This window comes from Ditibartonella apis (genome assembly GCF_001952075.1).
Taxonomy (GTDB): domain Bacteria; phylum Pseudomonadota; class Alphaproteobacteria; order Rhizobiales; family Rhizobiaceae; genus Bartonella; species Bartonella apis.
Genome location: NZ_LXYU01000001.1, coordinates 428,432 through 442,266, shown reverse-complemented (window position 1 = coordinate 442,266; position 13,835 = coordinate 428,432). Strand labels below are relative to the sequence as shown.

General features: G+C 45.2%; 13 protein-coding genes. 5 read left to right on the top strand and 8 right to left on the bottom strand.

What is annotated here, in order from left to right; genetic code table 11:
* The first annotated feature begins 16 nt into the window (after nucleotides 1-16).
* A complete protein-coding gene (locus PEB0122_RS01910; RefSeq protein WP_075869519.1) occupies nucleotides 17-781 on the top strand; it encodes a class I SAM-dependent methyltransferase in 765 nt (254 codons plus the stop codon).
* A 307-nt stretch (nucleotides 782-1,088) separates the two neighbouring features.
* Here PEB0122_RS01910 and PEB0122_RS01905 read toward each other — a convergent pair whose 3' ends face one another.
* Together PEB0122_RS01905 and PEB0122_RS01900 are read right to left on the bottom strand one after the other, a co-directional pair.
* On the bottom strand, nucleotides 1,089-1,541 hold the full coding sequence (locus PEB0122_RS01905; RefSeq protein WP_075869520.1) for a Crp/Fnr family transcriptional regulator: 453 nt from the start codon (nucleotides 1,539-1,541) through the stop codon (nucleotides 1,089-1,091).
* 110 nt (nucleotides 1,542-1,651) lie between these two features.
* Complete coding sequence (locus PEB0122_RS01900; RefSeq protein ID WP_075869521.1) at nucleotides 1,652-2,335, bottom strand: response regulator transcription factor; 684 nt, start codon at nucleotides 2,333-2,335, stop codon at nucleotides 1,652-1,654.
* Nucleotides 2,336-2,408: 73 nt separating this feature from the next.
* On the opposite strand from PEB0122_RS01900, the gene PEB0122_RS01895 reads away from it, so the two are divergent.
* Entirely contained in the window at nucleotides 2,409-3,008 is a 600-nt protein-coding gene (locus tag PEB0122_RS01895; protein ID WP_075915352.1) for a L,D-transpeptidase family protein, read from the top strand.
* Nucleotides 3,009-3,651: 643 nt separating this feature from the next.
* Here the strand turns inward: PEB0122_RS01895 and PEB0122_RS01890 are convergent.
* The 3 genes from PEB0122_RS01890 to PEB0122_RS01880 form a co-directional block, all read right to left on the bottom strand.
* Nucleotides 3,652-4,614 carry an acetyl-CoA carboxylase carboxyltransferase subunit alpha gene (locus PEB0122_RS01890; protein ID WP_075869523.1) on the bottom strand — a complete coding sequence of 321 codons (963 nt, stop codon included), beginning with the start codon at nucleotides 4,612-4,614 and terminating at the stop codon, nucleotides 3,652-3,654.
* Nucleotides 4,615-4,713: 99 nt separating this feature from the next.
* On the bottom strand, nucleotides 4,714-5,652 hold the full coding sequence (locus PEB0122_RS01885; protein ID WP_075915351.1) for a site-specific tyrosine recombinase XerD: 939 nt from the start codon (nucleotides 5,650-5,652) through the stop codon (nucleotides 4,714-4,716).
* Nucleotides 5,649-6,074 (bottom strand): hypothetical protein, encoded by a 426-nt coding sequence (locus tag PEB0122_RS01880; RefSeq protein WP_075915350.1) that lies wholly within the window; start codon nucleotides 6,072-6,074, stop codon nucleotides 5,649-5,651. Before PEB0122_RS01880 ends, PEB0122_RS01885 begins: the two co-directional genes overlap by 4 nt.
* A gap of 134 nt (nucleotides 6,075-6,208) precedes the next feature.
* Between PEB0122_RS01880 and PEB0122_RS01875 the strand changes: the two genes are divergently transcribed.
* The 3 genes from PEB0122_RS01875 (at nucleotide 6,209) to PEB0122_RS01865 (ending at nucleotide 10,457) form a co-directional block, all read left to right on the top strand.
* Nucleotides 6,209-6,778: a shikimate kinase gene (locus tag PEB0122_RS01875; RefSeq protein ID WP_225867789.1), complete on the top strand. Its 570-nt coding sequence runs from the start codon at nucleotides 6,209-6,211 to the stop codon at nucleotides 6,776-6,778.
* 14 nt (nucleotides 6,779-6,792) lie between these two features.
* Nucleotides 6,793-7,908: a 3-dehydroquinate synthase gene (aroB, locus tag PEB0122_RS01870; RefSeq protein ID WP_075915349.1), complete on the top strand. Its 1,116-nt coding sequence runs from the start codon at nucleotides 6,793-6,795 to the stop codon at nucleotides 7,906-7,908.
* 1,181 nt (nucleotides 7,909-9,089) lie between these two features.
* Nucleotides 9,090-10,457, top strand: a complete 1,368-nt coding sequence (locus PEB0122_RS01865) for a serine hydrolase (protein ID WP_075915348.1) — start codon at nucleotides 9,090-9,092, stop codon at nucleotides 10,455-10,457.
* 534 nt (nucleotides 10,458-10,991) lie between these two features.
* Here PEB0122_RS01865 and grpE read toward each other — a convergent pair.
* From grpE to PEB0122_RS01845, 3 genes are all read right to left on the bottom strand, one after another.
* Nucleotides 10,992-11,687 carry a nucleotide exchange factor GrpE gene (gene grpE / locus PEB0122_RS01855; RefSeq protein ID WP_075869529.1) on the bottom strand — a complete coding sequence of 232 codons (696 nt, stop codon included), beginning with the start codon at nucleotides 11,685-11,687 and terminating at the stop codon, nucleotides 10,992-10,994.
* 152 nt (nucleotides 11,688-11,839) lie between these two features.
* The gene (hemC, locus tag PEB0122_RS01850) at nucleotides 11,840-12,793 is read right to left on the bottom strand and encodes a hydroxymethylbilane synthase (protein WP_075915346.1); all 954 of its coding nucleotides are present in this window, start codon (nucleotides 12,791-12,793) and stop codon (nucleotides 11,840-11,842) included.
* Between the two features lie 255 nt (nucleotides 12,794-13,048).
* The gene (locus PEB0122_RS01845) at nucleotides 13,049-13,816 is read right to left on the bottom strand and encodes an ABC transporter permease (protein WP_075869531.1); all 768 of its coding nucleotides are present in this window, start codon (nucleotides 13,814-13,816) and stop codon (nucleotides 13,049-13,051) included.
* Between the last annotated feature and the right edge of the window lie 19 nt (nucleotides 13,817-13,835).

The window sequence follows — 13,835 nt, the reverse complement described above, 5'->3', positions numbered from 1 at the left end:
GGAGTAAGGACCTTATTTGGATATACTGACATTCAGATCCTTCTATCAAACACCACTTGGTGAAAAAGTTTTTTCAACCATTACAAACAAGCTCAACTTCAAGACTATTGACGTTGCGGGCGAACGCGTATTGGGGCTTGGCTATGTAACCCCCTATCTGGAATATTTACGCGGCCGCGCTGAAAGATGCTTTGCTTTCATGCCGGCCCATCAGGGAGCCTGCGTATGGCCTTCGGCAGACAAAGTTGCCACAGCATTGGTATTTGAAGAGGATTTGCCATTACCGGATTCGGCAGTCGACAGGATTATTCTTATCCATTCTCTGGAATTTGCTGAAAACGCGCGTGAAATGTTGAGCGAGATGTGGCGTGTTCTGGCACCGAATGGCCGGATTCTCATTGTCATACCCAATCGCCGCGGTCTTTGGGCGCGCAACGACCACACGCCTTTTGGCAGTGGCCAACCTTATAGTCGCCAACAATTATTACAGTTATTGCATGAAACCAATTTCAGCGTGGTCAATATCGGTGAGGCACTCTATTTTTCACCATCCGGTGGCGCACTGGCACGCGGTTTTTCTGCAATCTATGAACCTTTGGCGCGCAACTTTTTCCCTTATTTTGGCGGCATTATTATTTGCGAAGCACAAAAACGCCTGTTCCAAGGGTTGCTGATACATCGTCGCCAATCCCGTCGTGTGTTTATACCGGCATTATCTCCACAAATCACCAATCGTAAATCGTTTCAACCTGCGGATATAGTCAGGAACAACCAGCATTGAAACGTCAATCGTTCAAGAAAAACGGTGCCAATCGGGTATCGAAACTTTGATGGCGCAAGTTCTGGCTTGGTAGCAGCCAAGTTTTGAAAGTCGCACCTTTGCTATTTTCTTTGTAAACGGCCGGTATTTTATTAAAAATTTTGGTTATGAGGTTTGTTTACCGATCGGTATTTCGACCATGCCGAGGAATGTGCCAAGGAAGACGTGTTAAAACTTCACTGCACAATCAATCTCTTTGAGAAACTGCTTTCAGCGGATTCATAATTTTATCGATTTCGAGGCGCCAAGGGGTATTGAAAAAACCGCTTCAATCCTGCTGGACATCTTGCAAATGATTGATATTGCTTGCAAGTTCACGAATACGTTCGCTTACATAGTCATAAATATTCTGTGTTATTTCAGGAAACTCGTTTATCAAACGCAAAAAGACAGACCGATCGATTTTCAATGCAGTCGAATGGGTTTGCACAATGGCTGTAAATGGACGACTGACTTCAGTAATTAAAGCAAGCTCGTTGAGAAGTGCATTTTTATTGACGATATCAATCGGCTGGTCGGGATGATTTTGCCGGTAGAGGTTGACTGTTCCCGATAGCACTACATAAGCGCTTTCAGCGGGATCTCCTTCTTTGAAGATTATTTCGCCAGCCGCAAATTCTTTGCGCTCGGCACCAAAAATCAACAAACGCAGCTGTTCTGTTGTCATCTTACTGAAAAAATCGAATTTCTTCAGCAAAGCAATGTCGTCGGTTATAGCCAACGAAAACTCCCTGTTTTATCGAACTGTCCTTATCCGAAAGGACAATTCATTTTTAAGGTTTCATCCGCATCTGTTTTCGCAAATCAGGTCAATCCGGATTCGCTTAAAACTCAAGGATTCAATCTATATCCGCCACTATCAGTTATCAATATCTGCGCATTGGCAGGATCTTTTTCAATTTTTTGGCGGAGGCGATAAACATGGGTTTCAAGCGTGTGCGTTGTTACACCCGAATTATAGCCCCACACTTCTTCCAGAAGCGTATCACGGCTGACAACACTATCGCCTGCGCGATATAGAAATTTAATAATAGCCGCTTCTTTCTCGGTCAGGCGGATTTTGCTTCCTTTATCATCTATTAGCAATTTCTGCCCGGGTTTGAACGTGTAAGGCCCCACCTGGAACGTTGCATCTTCACTTTGCTCGTGTTGACGCAATTGGGCACGAATACGGGCAAGAAGAACAGCAAATCGGAACGGCTTCGTTACGTAGTCGTTGGCTCCGGCTTCAAGACCGAGAATTGTATCCGAATCGGTATCATGGCCTGTAAGCATAATAATAGGTGCGCGGAATCCTTCCTGACGCAATTTCTTTACAGCTTCGCGCCCATCAAGATCAGGCAGACCGATATCCATAATAATAAGGTCGACATTCCCGTTTCTTGCGGTTTCAAGACCTTTTGCAGCCGTACTTTCCTGAAGAACGTTGAATTCTTCGTGCATTTGTAGTTGCTCTACCAGAATAGAGCGCAGATCCTCGTCATCATCTACAATCAAAAGGGTGCGATCGGTCATTTTCTGTCCTTATAAAAAACGCTATCAAGCGTTATGTAATAATTGCAGTCACAATCACGAAAAACTGAACATCATGCAAGTGCCTTTAATCAGAAATCCGTTAAAAACACCAAAAATTGTTCCGTTTATTTTTGTGCGCAAGAAATGCGGTGTCACAACGCAAGGGATATTGGCAATCGGTCAATATCGTTTCCCCTGCGCGTTGGGTAGAAACGGTTTGACCACCCGAAAAAGGGAAGGAGACGGTGCAACACCCATTGCTGTCATGCCGATTCTCGGAGGGTTTAAAAAAAATAACTTTCCTAACTTACCACATCATTTGCTGAAGCTCCACCATGTTAAACCATCTGATGGTTGGTGTGATCAGTCATGGGACACAAATTATAATCGTCCAGTGAGACTACCTTACAAAAATAGTGCTGAAAGGCTGTGTCGCCGTGATGGCCTTTACGACATCGTATTGATACCGGATTGGAATATCCGTCGCAGGATTCAAAACTGCGGCAGTGCTATTTTTTTTCATCTTGCACGGCCGGATTTTTCGCCGACTGAAGGCTGTATTGCCGTTTCCAGACGTACAATGGAACGGATTTTACCCTTTATTTCACGCGAAACCAAATTGATAACCCTAGGGTCTATTACAAGGTCGCAACCCGCACTTGTCACTCGATAAAAAGACAATTCAATGAAAATGAGTCGGCGAGAAAATTGCGTGATTTATTAAGGAAAATCACCAAATTCCAATCTCGAATCTGAATAGGAATAGCGAAAGGCTGTGACTTTCTTTCGTCTCTCGCCTCGTTAATTCCATGGGTCGAAAACGCACCTTTTGGCAAAAGCTACATCTCTCTTTAAAAACAACAAATATGATTTCCGTTTTGCCATTCTGTTTGTTGTCCTAATGAATTGCGTGTGTCGAGAAATATTCTTGGGCTTATAAATTTGGCGTGATTATCTAAGGATTGTGGAGAGTTGAGTAGGGCTATGACTTTTTCCCGTTTGAAGAGGTGCCATCAGATTTTTATTTATCTATCGGACATGAACCGTCAAAATCGCAAGCGGTTCGGAGTTTGAGGCTTTTAAACTTGGACAGACGATGAAGATGGATAGCAGTGAATATTCATCGCCAAAATTTCAAAATTATCGGTCGGCTTTTCCGAGCTTATGGAAACAGGGTTTCGAATATTGGAAAATGAAAATATAAAAATCCATGTTTTCACGTGAAACATAGATTTTTACATGAACATCATTGCAATGATCGCAATGTTTGTTTTTCTATCGCCATTAATAGAGCAAAGTTTACAAATTTCTGATCGCTATTTTTGCGACAGTGAACGCCCGATTTCGAGATATTTATCCCAGCGTTCTCTTTTCAAGGTATCACCATCTTTTCCGGCCATACCTTTTAAGGCCGCTTCGATCACCTGGCCGGTTGCATCAATCGCTTCTTTTTTATTGCGATGGGCGCCACCGAGCGGTTCGGGAATAATACCGTCAATGATCTTCAGCTTATAAAGATCCTGTGCAGTAATATGCATAGCCGTTGCGGCATCTTTTGCGCGGGTAGCATCGCGCCACAAAATCGAGGCGGCTCCTTCAGGAGAAATAACCGAATAGATGGCGTGTTCAAGCATATAAACCTTATTGGCAGCAGCAATGGCTATAGCGCCACCCGAACCACCTTCGCCGATAATGACCGAGACAACCGGTACTTTCAGACGCAAGGTTTCTGCCGTTGACTGGGCAATGGCTTCGGCTTGCCCACGTTCTTCAGCACTTACCCCGGGATAGGCACCAGCAGTATCGACAAGCGTGATAACGGGAAGCGAAAAGCGGTCGGCCAATTCCATAATACGTACGGCTTTGCGGTATCCCTCGGGGCGGGCCGAACCGAAATTATAGCGCAAGCGCGATTGGGTGTCGTAACCCTTTTCCTGACCGAGATAGGCAATTGCCTGACCGTTAAAACGGGCAAAGCCTGCCTGGATTGCTTCATCTTCGCCATATTTGCGGTCACCGGCTAGCGGTGTCACGTCGGTAAAAAGTTCGGCTGAATAATCAAGGAAATGTGGCCTGTCAGGATGGCGTGCAACCTGGGCTTTTTGCCAAGGTGTCAGTTTTTTATAAAGATCGCGCAAGGCTGTTTGCGCGCGCTCTTCCAGACGCGGGATTTCGTCGCCCATGTCAACACTGCCCTTTTCCTGGGCAATTTTTTTCAGTTCGAAGATTTGCCCTTCCAGATCGGCAACCGGCTTTTCGAAATCAAGGTAATTGTACATAGGCTCCAACTTTTGTCGTACTCTTCGGCTTTTTATCGTACCATTTTCAAGTTTATTGCAAGCTTTTACGGTTTCTTACAAAGCACATAACTTTTTTCTTTACTCTGCATGAGACCGCTCGGCAAGCGGATGATGCTCATTTACGAGACTTTGCAGCTTTTCTTCAAGAACATGGGTATAGATTTGTGTTGTTGATATATCGGAATGGCCGAGCAATTGTTGTACAACGCGTAAATCTGCACCATGTTGCAACAAGTGGCTGGCAAAAGCGTGTCTTATAACGTGCGGCGAAATGTTATGGGCGCTGATTCCGGCTTCAACAGCAAGAGCTTTCAATTCGCGCGCAACAAGCTGTCGGGCGATATAGCCCTGACCGGCATGGGCAGGGAAAAGATAAGGGCTATTACTGTCGGACGTTTTGTCACGTAGTTCCAACCATTCCTTGACTGCTTGTCCGGCTTTTTCGGAAAGCGGAACTATTCTTTCTTTTGCGCCTTTGCCACGCACCAGTAAAAATTCCGGTCCGCCACGAACAACACGGGCAGACAAACTTACAAGCTCGCTAATGCGTAAACCTGTGGCATAAAGCAGTTCAACAATGGTGTGAAGACGCATCGCTCTTTTATGTTCAGCCGGTGATGCATCTGCACGTTTGGCATATGTTTCAGCAAGATCAAGCAGCTTATCAACCTGTTTCTCGCTGATAATCTTTGGCAAATTCGCCCGTTTTTTCGGGGTGTCGATATTACCCGAAGGGTCGTCATCACGGAGACCTTCTGCATAAAGGAATTGGAAAAACTGGCGTATAGTCGACAAACGCCTTGCTTGTGAAGTTGCTGCAAAGCCGTCATTTTGCATGGATGCCAAAATTTTAACAAGTTGATCTCTGCCTGTTTCAAGCAGGTTTGTTTTGAAAGCGGCGAGTTGTTCATTCGCCCAAAAGAGATCACGTCGATAGGCTTCAAGAGTATTTTTTGAAGCGCCACGTTCGGCACTCATCATTTCAAGGAAATTGTCAATTGTTGCCGCAAGATTCATTTGTCATCCTTCTTTGTTTTCGAAGGCGAGGTTTTTGAAGGCGAGTAAGTGGCAGAACTTTTTGTTTTATTGTCTTCTTGTCTAACGGCTGACTGCTCATCTCCGGATTTATCGGATTCTTTTAAATCAGGGTTATTTTTTACAGGCATTGATGTGTTCAGCTGATCAACTTTCCGGTCATTCATGGCGGGTGATTGACCGGCAGGTGTTTTTGTTTCGCTTGATTCACCATTTGCCGGTTGTTGCGGGGTCGCATTTTCCAAAGTAGCAGACCGGTCACGCAGATGCAGATTTTCCGGCTGGATTTCGATCGTGATATCGGTTGTAACCGGTTTAACGAGATAGACGAGTGTGACCATTGCACTGTAAACCAGCACAACCAAAACGATCAAGGCAAGCAATAAACGGGTAAGAGTCGGCATAGCAGCAGAAAATTATCCAAAATTGAAAAAGTTTTAAAGACTATCATGCCTTATAAAGATTAACAGGGATTGACTTATTCTGCGATAAATGTCGAAACGAAACCATGAAAAGCAGATTTTCAAAAAATGGCCCCATGGCAAAAACTGCGCATCGTCTGATCTCGCATCTGGACGGGCGTTCGCTTGTTCTTGTCGGTCTTATGGGGGCAGGCAAATCTACAATCGGCAAACGCGTTGCCACGATGTTGGAACTTCCCTTTCATGATGCAGATTACGAGATCGAGCAAGCGGCTCGTATGACGATACCGGAATTATTCGAATCTTATGGTGAACCGGCTTTTCGTGACCTTGAACGACGGGTTATTTTGCGCTTGTTGAAAGACGGCCCGATGGTGCTTGCCACGGGCGGTGGCGCCTATATGAACGAGGAAACGCGTAAAGCAATTGCCGAAAAGGGCATTTCTATCTGGCTTCACGCCGAGCTTGATGTATTGATGGAGCGGGTTTCCCATCGCCAGAATCGGCCGTTATTGCAAAGGCCTGATCCACGTGCCTTTATGGAAAAACTTATGGCCGATCGTTATCCGGTCTATGCTTTGGCAGATATTCGGGTAAGCAGCCGGAAAACGCGTCGCGACGTGGTGGCACGCTCTGTTGTGCGTTCTGTCGACGGCTATCTTTCAAAACCCGGAAAACAACAATAAAGGACAGCTTAAAAATGCAAAATCAGACAGTCGAAGTCACATTGGGCAAACGCAGTTATGATATTCTGATAGGCTCCGGTCTGGTTGTTTCGGCAGGCAAAGAAATTGCACGACGTTTTCCGGGAAAACGTGTCGTTGTCGTAACTGATGAAAATGTTGCGGCATTGCACCTCGGTATGCTGACACAAAGTTTGCGCGATAGTGGCATTGATGTGGTTCCAATTGTTGTCAAGGCTGGCGAAAAATCGAAGTGTTTTGAAACTTTGGAAGCTGTGACAAGTAACATTCTTGATAACAGAATGGAACGTGGCGATTTTGTCATTGCATTTGGCGGTGGTGTGGTTGGCGATCTCGCGGGATTTGCAGCCGGAATAGTTCGTCGAGGCATGAATCTTATCCAGATTCCTACGTCGCTCCTTGCGCAGGTTGATTCGTCGGTCGGGGGAAAGACCGGCATTGATACCCGACAGGGGAAAAATCTGATTGGAGTGTTTTATCAACCAAAACTGGTGATTGCCGACACAGAAATTCTTGATACGCTTCCCGAACGTGAATTCAGAGCCGGCTATGCCGAGGTAGCCAAATACGGATTGATCAATCAGCCCGACTTTTTTGAATGGTTAGAAAAAAACTGGAAGCAAATTTTTCTTGGCGGGCATGAACGGGTTGAGGCAATAGCCCGTTCCTGTCGTTCCAAAGCCGATGTGGTTGCTCATGATGAACGTGAGACAGGTGAGCGTGCTCTATTGAATTTGGGGCACACTTTCGGCCATGCACTCGAAACAGTCACAAATTATGATTCGAACCGGCTTGTGCATGGGGAGGGCGTGTCGATCGGCATGGTTCTCGCACACCAGTTTTCAAACTTTCTGGGACTTTGTCCGGCCGATGTTGCAACGCGTGTTGAAACCCATTTGAATAGTGTTGGTCTTCCTGTGGCTTTGCAGGATGTGCCGGGTGGCGTACCCGATGCCGAAACATTGATGAAAATTATCTCGCAAGACAAGAAAGTCGAGCATGGCAGCCTGACTTTTATTCTCACACGCGGATTGGGCCTGTCATTCATTGCAAAAAATGTGCCGCCGGAAAAAGTGTTGACGTTTCTTAAACAGAAACTTGGCGAAAAATGATTGATCGTGGCGGCTATATTGTTTAATGCTTCAACTACGATGAAGTCTGCGTAGCTCAGCAGGATAGAGCACAGGATTCCTGAAATAAAATTGGGCGCCTCTCAAGGAAACTTTTGAAGCGGATCTGCTCAAAGTCGGGGAACGCTTTATGGCTCAGGCCATTGCCAATCCCGAGCCAAGCCCTCACAAAGGGAAGGTGTAGAGACTGGACGGGCAGCACCTTATGGTTTTTGCCGATGGTGAAGGGACAGTCCAGACCACAAACGGTCGAAAATTTTTTGACCGGCGATGAAAGTCGAAGTGGTATGAATCCTGGGGTCGTGGGTTCGAATCCCACCGCGGACACCATCGTGTTTTTCTTCGAAAAGGGAACGTTTATTCCAGCCGTTAATAAACCTGTTCAACTGTGAATTGAGAGGCTTTTATATTCGGGAATTTTGTTTTCAATTCCTTCGCCGGTCAATCCGAAAGATGATCGGGAGTTTGTTTTACCCGCGACCGCTGTTGATGCTGATTTGGAAGAACGGTGTCGTCATTTTGCAGCAAGCTTGCAGTTTTTTGCATTTACAGGATTGAGGCATCGTTTTTCATATTTCTGCTAACCCGATTATTTTGGGGGAAGTATTTTTGGAAATGCAAAACTCTAAAAAAATATATCAACAAATGAAGTTCGGCAGGTCATTTACCCATGAGTAGGTTCTTCTTTTAAGCCTTGAACTATCGGCTGACAGGATTAGCAAAAAAACGAAAAATTATAAAGCTGTGGCAGCATTGTGTTTGATAAAAGGACAGCTTTTATCCTGCGTGTCTTCAAGTTTTGTTACAATGAAGCATATGAGTGATGAAGTAATTTAAAAATAATATATAAATTTTTAATGGTTAAAAACCATAAATTAAAATATATATAGAAGAATTCTATATTTAAAATTAATATAAAATATAGAGTAATGAATGCTGTTTATATGGAATTTCCTATGAGTGTCAAAATCGATAGGTTGATTATCATCTTGAATCCTGTATAACAAAATTTATGAAATACGACTCACCGGCGTTATTTACTAAAAATTAACGTTGTTACAGGACCGGGTCTTAACGTAAACGTTCTTATGCCGCATGATATAAAGAGCTAGGTTCTTTGCGTTTGTTATTTCATATTGCTTAGGTTCAGGCAGGGTAGACTGATGCATCTTTTTAGAATTTTACGGTTTTCGATCGCGGTGTTTATTGCGGTTGCAAGCATCCTGTTTTTTGCTCTTGCACCAGTTCAGGCCAAATCGAATTCAGTGGAACTTCCGGCAATTGTGGTCGATGCCAACACCGGTAACGTGCTGTTTGCAAACAGAGCCGACGAGATTCGTCCCCCTGCATCTATCACCAAAGTGATGACTCTTTATCTCGTTTTTGATGCAATCCAGAGTGGCAGATTGAGTTGGAACACGGAAATGCCGGTATCCAAACATGCCGCAAGCCGGCCGCGTATGAAACTTGGTATGCCTGCCGGTTCCAGACTTTCTGTACGCGATGCAGTCAATGCGATGATTGTTCTTTCAGCCAATGATGCAGCTGTTGTTGTGGCCGAGTATCTTGGTGGCAGCGAAGAGAATTTTGCACGGGTTATGACACTCAAGGCAAGAAGCCTCGGTATGCGCAATACCACTTTCAGAAACCCGAATGGCTTGCCTGCGCAAGGCCATGTTTCGACAGCTCGTGATATTGCCTTGATGTCAATTGCCATGCGCGATCATTTTCCGCAATATTATCACCTTTTCAGTCAACGCGAATTCACTTACCGTGGTCAGGTCTATAAAGGCCATAACAGAGTACTTGATAGAATCGACGGCGCAGACGGGTTGAAGACCGGATTTACAGGGCTTGCGGGTTTTACAATTACCACGAGCATTGCCAAGGACGGGAAAAAACTGGTTATTGTTGTGCTTGGTGGCACATCCGGTCGTCAGCGTGATGATGTCGTTGTTTTGCTTGCCAATGCTTATATGAATAGCGCAAGTCGCACGACGAAAAAGCGTATTTTCGCACAATGGAATGTCGCCCAATCGGCTTGGCGGGGGCAACCGCAGCCGAAAATTGCGCAATCTGACGCGAAAAATGCAGAGATTGTAACAGCCTCGGTTTCACAGCGTGGCAATCGCACCGCGGAGACAGCGAAAACAACAGTTGAAACGCGTTCGACAATCTCCATTCCGGTTAAAAAAACGGTCAAGATGGAAACCGCGCCGACAACAATGGCTTATGCCGATGATGGCAAAAAGACTGTGACCGAAATTTTAAAAAACGAAATTCAGGCAAATTACATTGTGCAGGTGGCTGCATTGCCCGATAAAAGTTCAGCTGAAGGCTTTTTGAAGACAGTAAAAAAATCTTTGACTGATTCGAAAGTGGCATCACTCGGTCATGTCGAGCCGGCAAATGTGGACGGCAAACAAGTTTATCGCGTCCGGTTTGGTTCGTTCAGAAGTGAAAGCGAAGCAAATGCAGCCTGTGGTAAAATAACCGCTCAAGCTTATTCCTGTTTCGTTGTTGCAAACTAAAACCGTGGTCAAACTTTTTTGAGCAAAGCAAAAGCTTTGAAGAACAAAACGTGCGTTTATAGCCAGAACGTGCTTAATGTCGTTGCTGCGGGGGTTATGTATTTTCGGACTTTGAAGTTTTTGAGATTAAGAACGCATTCAGGCAGCGCTTAAAACTTGAATAAGGGCCTGAAAAGAACAGGAAAGTGCATGCTTTTTGGCTGATTTAACGCTCGCCATTCATGTCAGGATTTTAAAACGAACATTATCACTTGCTATCAATATCAATCACGTTGGTTTTTCGTTACCAATGTCATCCACTTGCTGAGTGATTGTTATTCATCAAAATAATTACCGTTTGATCAGGTATTGCTCTGCCGGCCAGATTTCTTGAGCCCGATAATAGGTAACGACAGGAACATGTCATCCGGTTTCTGATTAAGAGTTCTTTGAAAAAATATCAAAATGAAAAGGCGGAGAAAATCCCCGCCTGTAAAGAATATTACGAATAAGATAGCAGACAATCCGACCTGTGGTTGGAATGAAACCCTTCTTTTAATCGGCTTTCTTTTCATCGTGAGTGTCGTTCGAATCGTTTTTAACAGCTGTTTCTTTGGGGCCACCTTTGGAAACACCAACCATTGCTGGACGTAATACACGGTCACCAATGACATAACCCGCCTGAACAACCTGTTGAACCGTATTGCTTGGAACATCGGTATTCGGAATTTCAAACATAGCCTGATGAAAATTCGGGTCGAATTTTTGCCCTTCCGGCTCTATTTTTTTGACGCCATTGCGCTCCAGAGCAGCCATCATGGCACGTTCTGTCATTTCGACGCCCTCTGCCAAAGCATTCAATCCGGCGTCTTTCTCGCGTGCACCGTCGGGGATCGCCTGCAAAGCACGGTTAAGATTATCCGAAACCTGAAGCATATCACGTGCAAAATTGGCGACGGAATAAGCTCTCGCATCGGCAACATCACGAGCTGTGCGGCGGCGTAAATTCTCCATTTCGGCAGCAAGGCGTAAAACCTGATCTTTCAATTCGTCGTTTTCGGCTTGCATAGCTGCAACCGGATCAGCACCTTCATCGGCAACCTGATCATCTTCGACTTCCGCTTTTGCTTCGTCTTTCCGTTGTTTCAGGAAATCATCGGCTGCGCGCTTCAATGCATCTCTATCAGCCGGATTCTTTATGTCGCGGTTATTGATATCGTTTTCACCAGACTTCTTTTTTTCCTCAGACATAGGATTCCTACTTCTCGATAATAGTTGTTAAATTCGATATCGAAATTTTAGCGAGAAAAATCAAGAGGCAAACAGCAAAAGGAAGGCGCAAATACCCTTAAGCCCCCTGCTTTTAACCGTTAATTGACAATAGGGTGGAATTTTTTAGGGATTTAAGCTTTGAGCAGGCTTTCAACCTTTTTTTTGTCGCTATTTGCCGTGCAGGCACGAAGCAGCTCGCCGGCACCCTTATCAAGCAACCGTTCCGCCAGAACCTTGCCCATTTCTTCCACGCCGTAAGTACATGTCGTTGCGTAATCGACAACCTGTTTCAAACCGTCGACACCGGTTACCGTAGCTTTCATGTAAAGCATCGTATTTTTCCATGTCGAGCAAACGCCGACAGGCAAGTTACATCCGGCCTCAAGATATTTCATCAATGACCGTTCGGCATCGGTTTCTGCACGCGATTTCTTGCATTCGATTGCTTTGAGAAGCCGCAAAATATCCCTGTCGCCTTGACGACATTCTATACCAAGAGCCCCTTGGGCAACGGCATAAGGGAACATTTGCGGATTGAGGCATTCCATGCTGTCTTCAAAAAGACCAAGCCGCTTCAATCCCGCAGCAGCAAGAATTGTTGCATCAATGCCGTTTTTATCAACGGCGCGACGCAATCTCGGCGGTACATTGCCACGAACCGGCACAATTTCGATATCCGGAAAAAATGACCTGAGCTGGGCGGCACGACGAATGGAACCGGTGCCGATTTTGTGATGGTTGCTGCGAATATCGTCAAATTTTAAGCCGCAGAGAACATCACGCGGATCCTCACGTTTTGGCACAGAGGCAAGAACAAGTCCTTCCGGCTGAACGGTCGGCAAATCTTTCAATGAATGGACAACGACATCGACTTCACGGTTCAACAGAGCTTCTTCGCCACTCTTTGTGAAAACCCCTACATTGCCTATATCCTGAAAACTTGTGTGCTTATCTTTGTCTCCCACACAGCCAAGCAATACCGTTTCGACTGTTAATGTAGGGTCAAGCTCCCGCAAAAGCTTAGCCACACTTTCCGCTTGCACGCGCGCTAACGCACTTTTCCGTGTTCCAAGCCTTATCCGCATAACTCTAAGCCTATTCCGTCAATTCCAATAATCAAACTCGACGCTCTTTAGAGCGTTTCTAAGAGTATCTAACTCAACTTGCGCATAAAAGAAAGTTCTCTTCACTTAAATTGTGCTTCGGGGTGTCATTTTCAAATTTTAAGGCAATTTTTCCTTAAAATGTCAGGAAAAGGAACAAATAATTCTCTTTCTCGCGCGGCAATTATAACGTTTTTTTGAAGTGATATGTTGCAGGGCTAATGTGGAATTTCCGGATTATCTTTGTCCACCCCAGAAAATGATTCTGTGTTTTGCAAAACCGACTATCAAATGCATGATAACGCCAATAAGCGCCAGAATGACCAGAATGGCAAATTGTCCGGCAATGTTGAATTGCTCGTTAAATTGCATAAGCATTTTGCCCAAACCCTTTTGCGCACCGACAAACTCGGCAACAATAGCACCAATCAGGGCAAAGATAATGCCAAGGCCGAGACCTGCAAAAACAAACGGCAGGGAAGCCGGCAATTTTACTTTCAGCAAAATCTGTATTTCGTTGGCTCCGAAAGCCTTGAGCATCTGGATTTCTTCCCGTCCGGCCGATTGTAAACCGGCGATCACGTTGATAAGCATCGGGAAAAACGAAATAAGTGCGGCCATAACAATCTTTGATGCAATGCCATAGCCGAACCATTGCAGAAAAATCGGGGCGAGAGCAACGGTCGGTATCGTCTGGAAGGCGATAATATAGGGCAAAAACGCAAGCTGGAAAACGCGAACCTGCGAAATGGCAACGCCAAGAATTGCCGCAAGCACTATGCCGCAAATATAGCCGAGCAAAACTTCAGCCATGGTAACACCAAGATTATCCCAGAAAAGAGTCGACTTTATCAGCCGGACAAGCTGGTAGAAGATGAGGCTGGGGGGCGGCAAAAGATAGGTAGGAACCTCCCATAGCCGGACCGAAGTTTCCCAGAAGCCGACAACAAGAATAAAAACAACGACAACAAGCAATGCTTGAAGTGTTTTTTCATTTTTGAACATTGCCAGCCTTTCTGCGGTT

What these genes read in the sequence shown, in the direction of transcription:
- PEB0122_RS01900 (WP_075869521.1), bottom strand. Translation starts at nt 2,335, where the DNA reads ATGACCGATCGCACCCTTTTGATTGTAGATGATGACGAGGATCTGCGC.
- PEB0122_RS01895 (WP_075915352.1), top strand. Translation starts at nt 2,409, where the DNA reads ATGCAAGTGCCTTTAATCAGAAATCCGTTAAAAACACCAAAAATTGTT.
- PEB0122_RS01890 (WP_075869523.1), bottom strand. Translation starts at nt 4,614, where the DNA reads ATGTACAATTACCTTGATTTCGAAAAGCCGGTTGCCGATCTGGAAGGG.
- PEB0122_RS01885 (WP_075915351.1), bottom strand. Translation starts at nt 5,652, where the DNA reads ATGAATCTTGCGGCAACAATTGACAATTTCCTTGAAATGATGAGTGCC.
- PEB0122_RS01880 (WP_075915350.1), bottom strand. Translation starts at nt 6,074, where the DNA reads ATGCCGACTCTTACCCGTTTATTGCTTGCCTTGATCGTTTTGGTTGTG.
- PEB0122_RS01875 (WP_225867789.1), top strand. Translation starts at nt 6,209, where the DNA reads ATGGCAAAAACTGCGCATCGTCTGATCTCGCATCTGGACGGGCGTTCG.
- aroB (WP_075915349.1), top strand. Translation starts at nt 6,793, where the DNA reads ATGCAAAATCAGACAGTCGAAGTCACATTGGGCAAACGCAGTTATGAT.
- PEB0122_RS01865 (WP_075915348.1), top strand. Translation starts at nt 9,090, where the DNA reads ATGCATCTTTTTAGAATTTTACGGTTTTCGATCGCGGTGTTTATTGCG.
- grpE (WP_075869529.1), bottom strand. Translation starts at nt 11,687, where the DNA reads ATGTCTGAGGAAAAAAAGAAGTCTGGTGAAAACGATATCAATAACCGC.
- hemC (WP_075915346.1), bottom strand. Translation starts at nt 12,793, where the DNA reads ATGCGGATAAGGCTTGGAACACGGAAAAGTGCGTTAGCGCGCGTGCAA.
- PEB0122_RS01845 (WP_075869531.1), bottom strand. Translation starts at nt 13,816, where the DNA reads ATGTTCAAAAATGAAAAAACACTTCAAGCATTGCTTGTTGTCGTTGTT.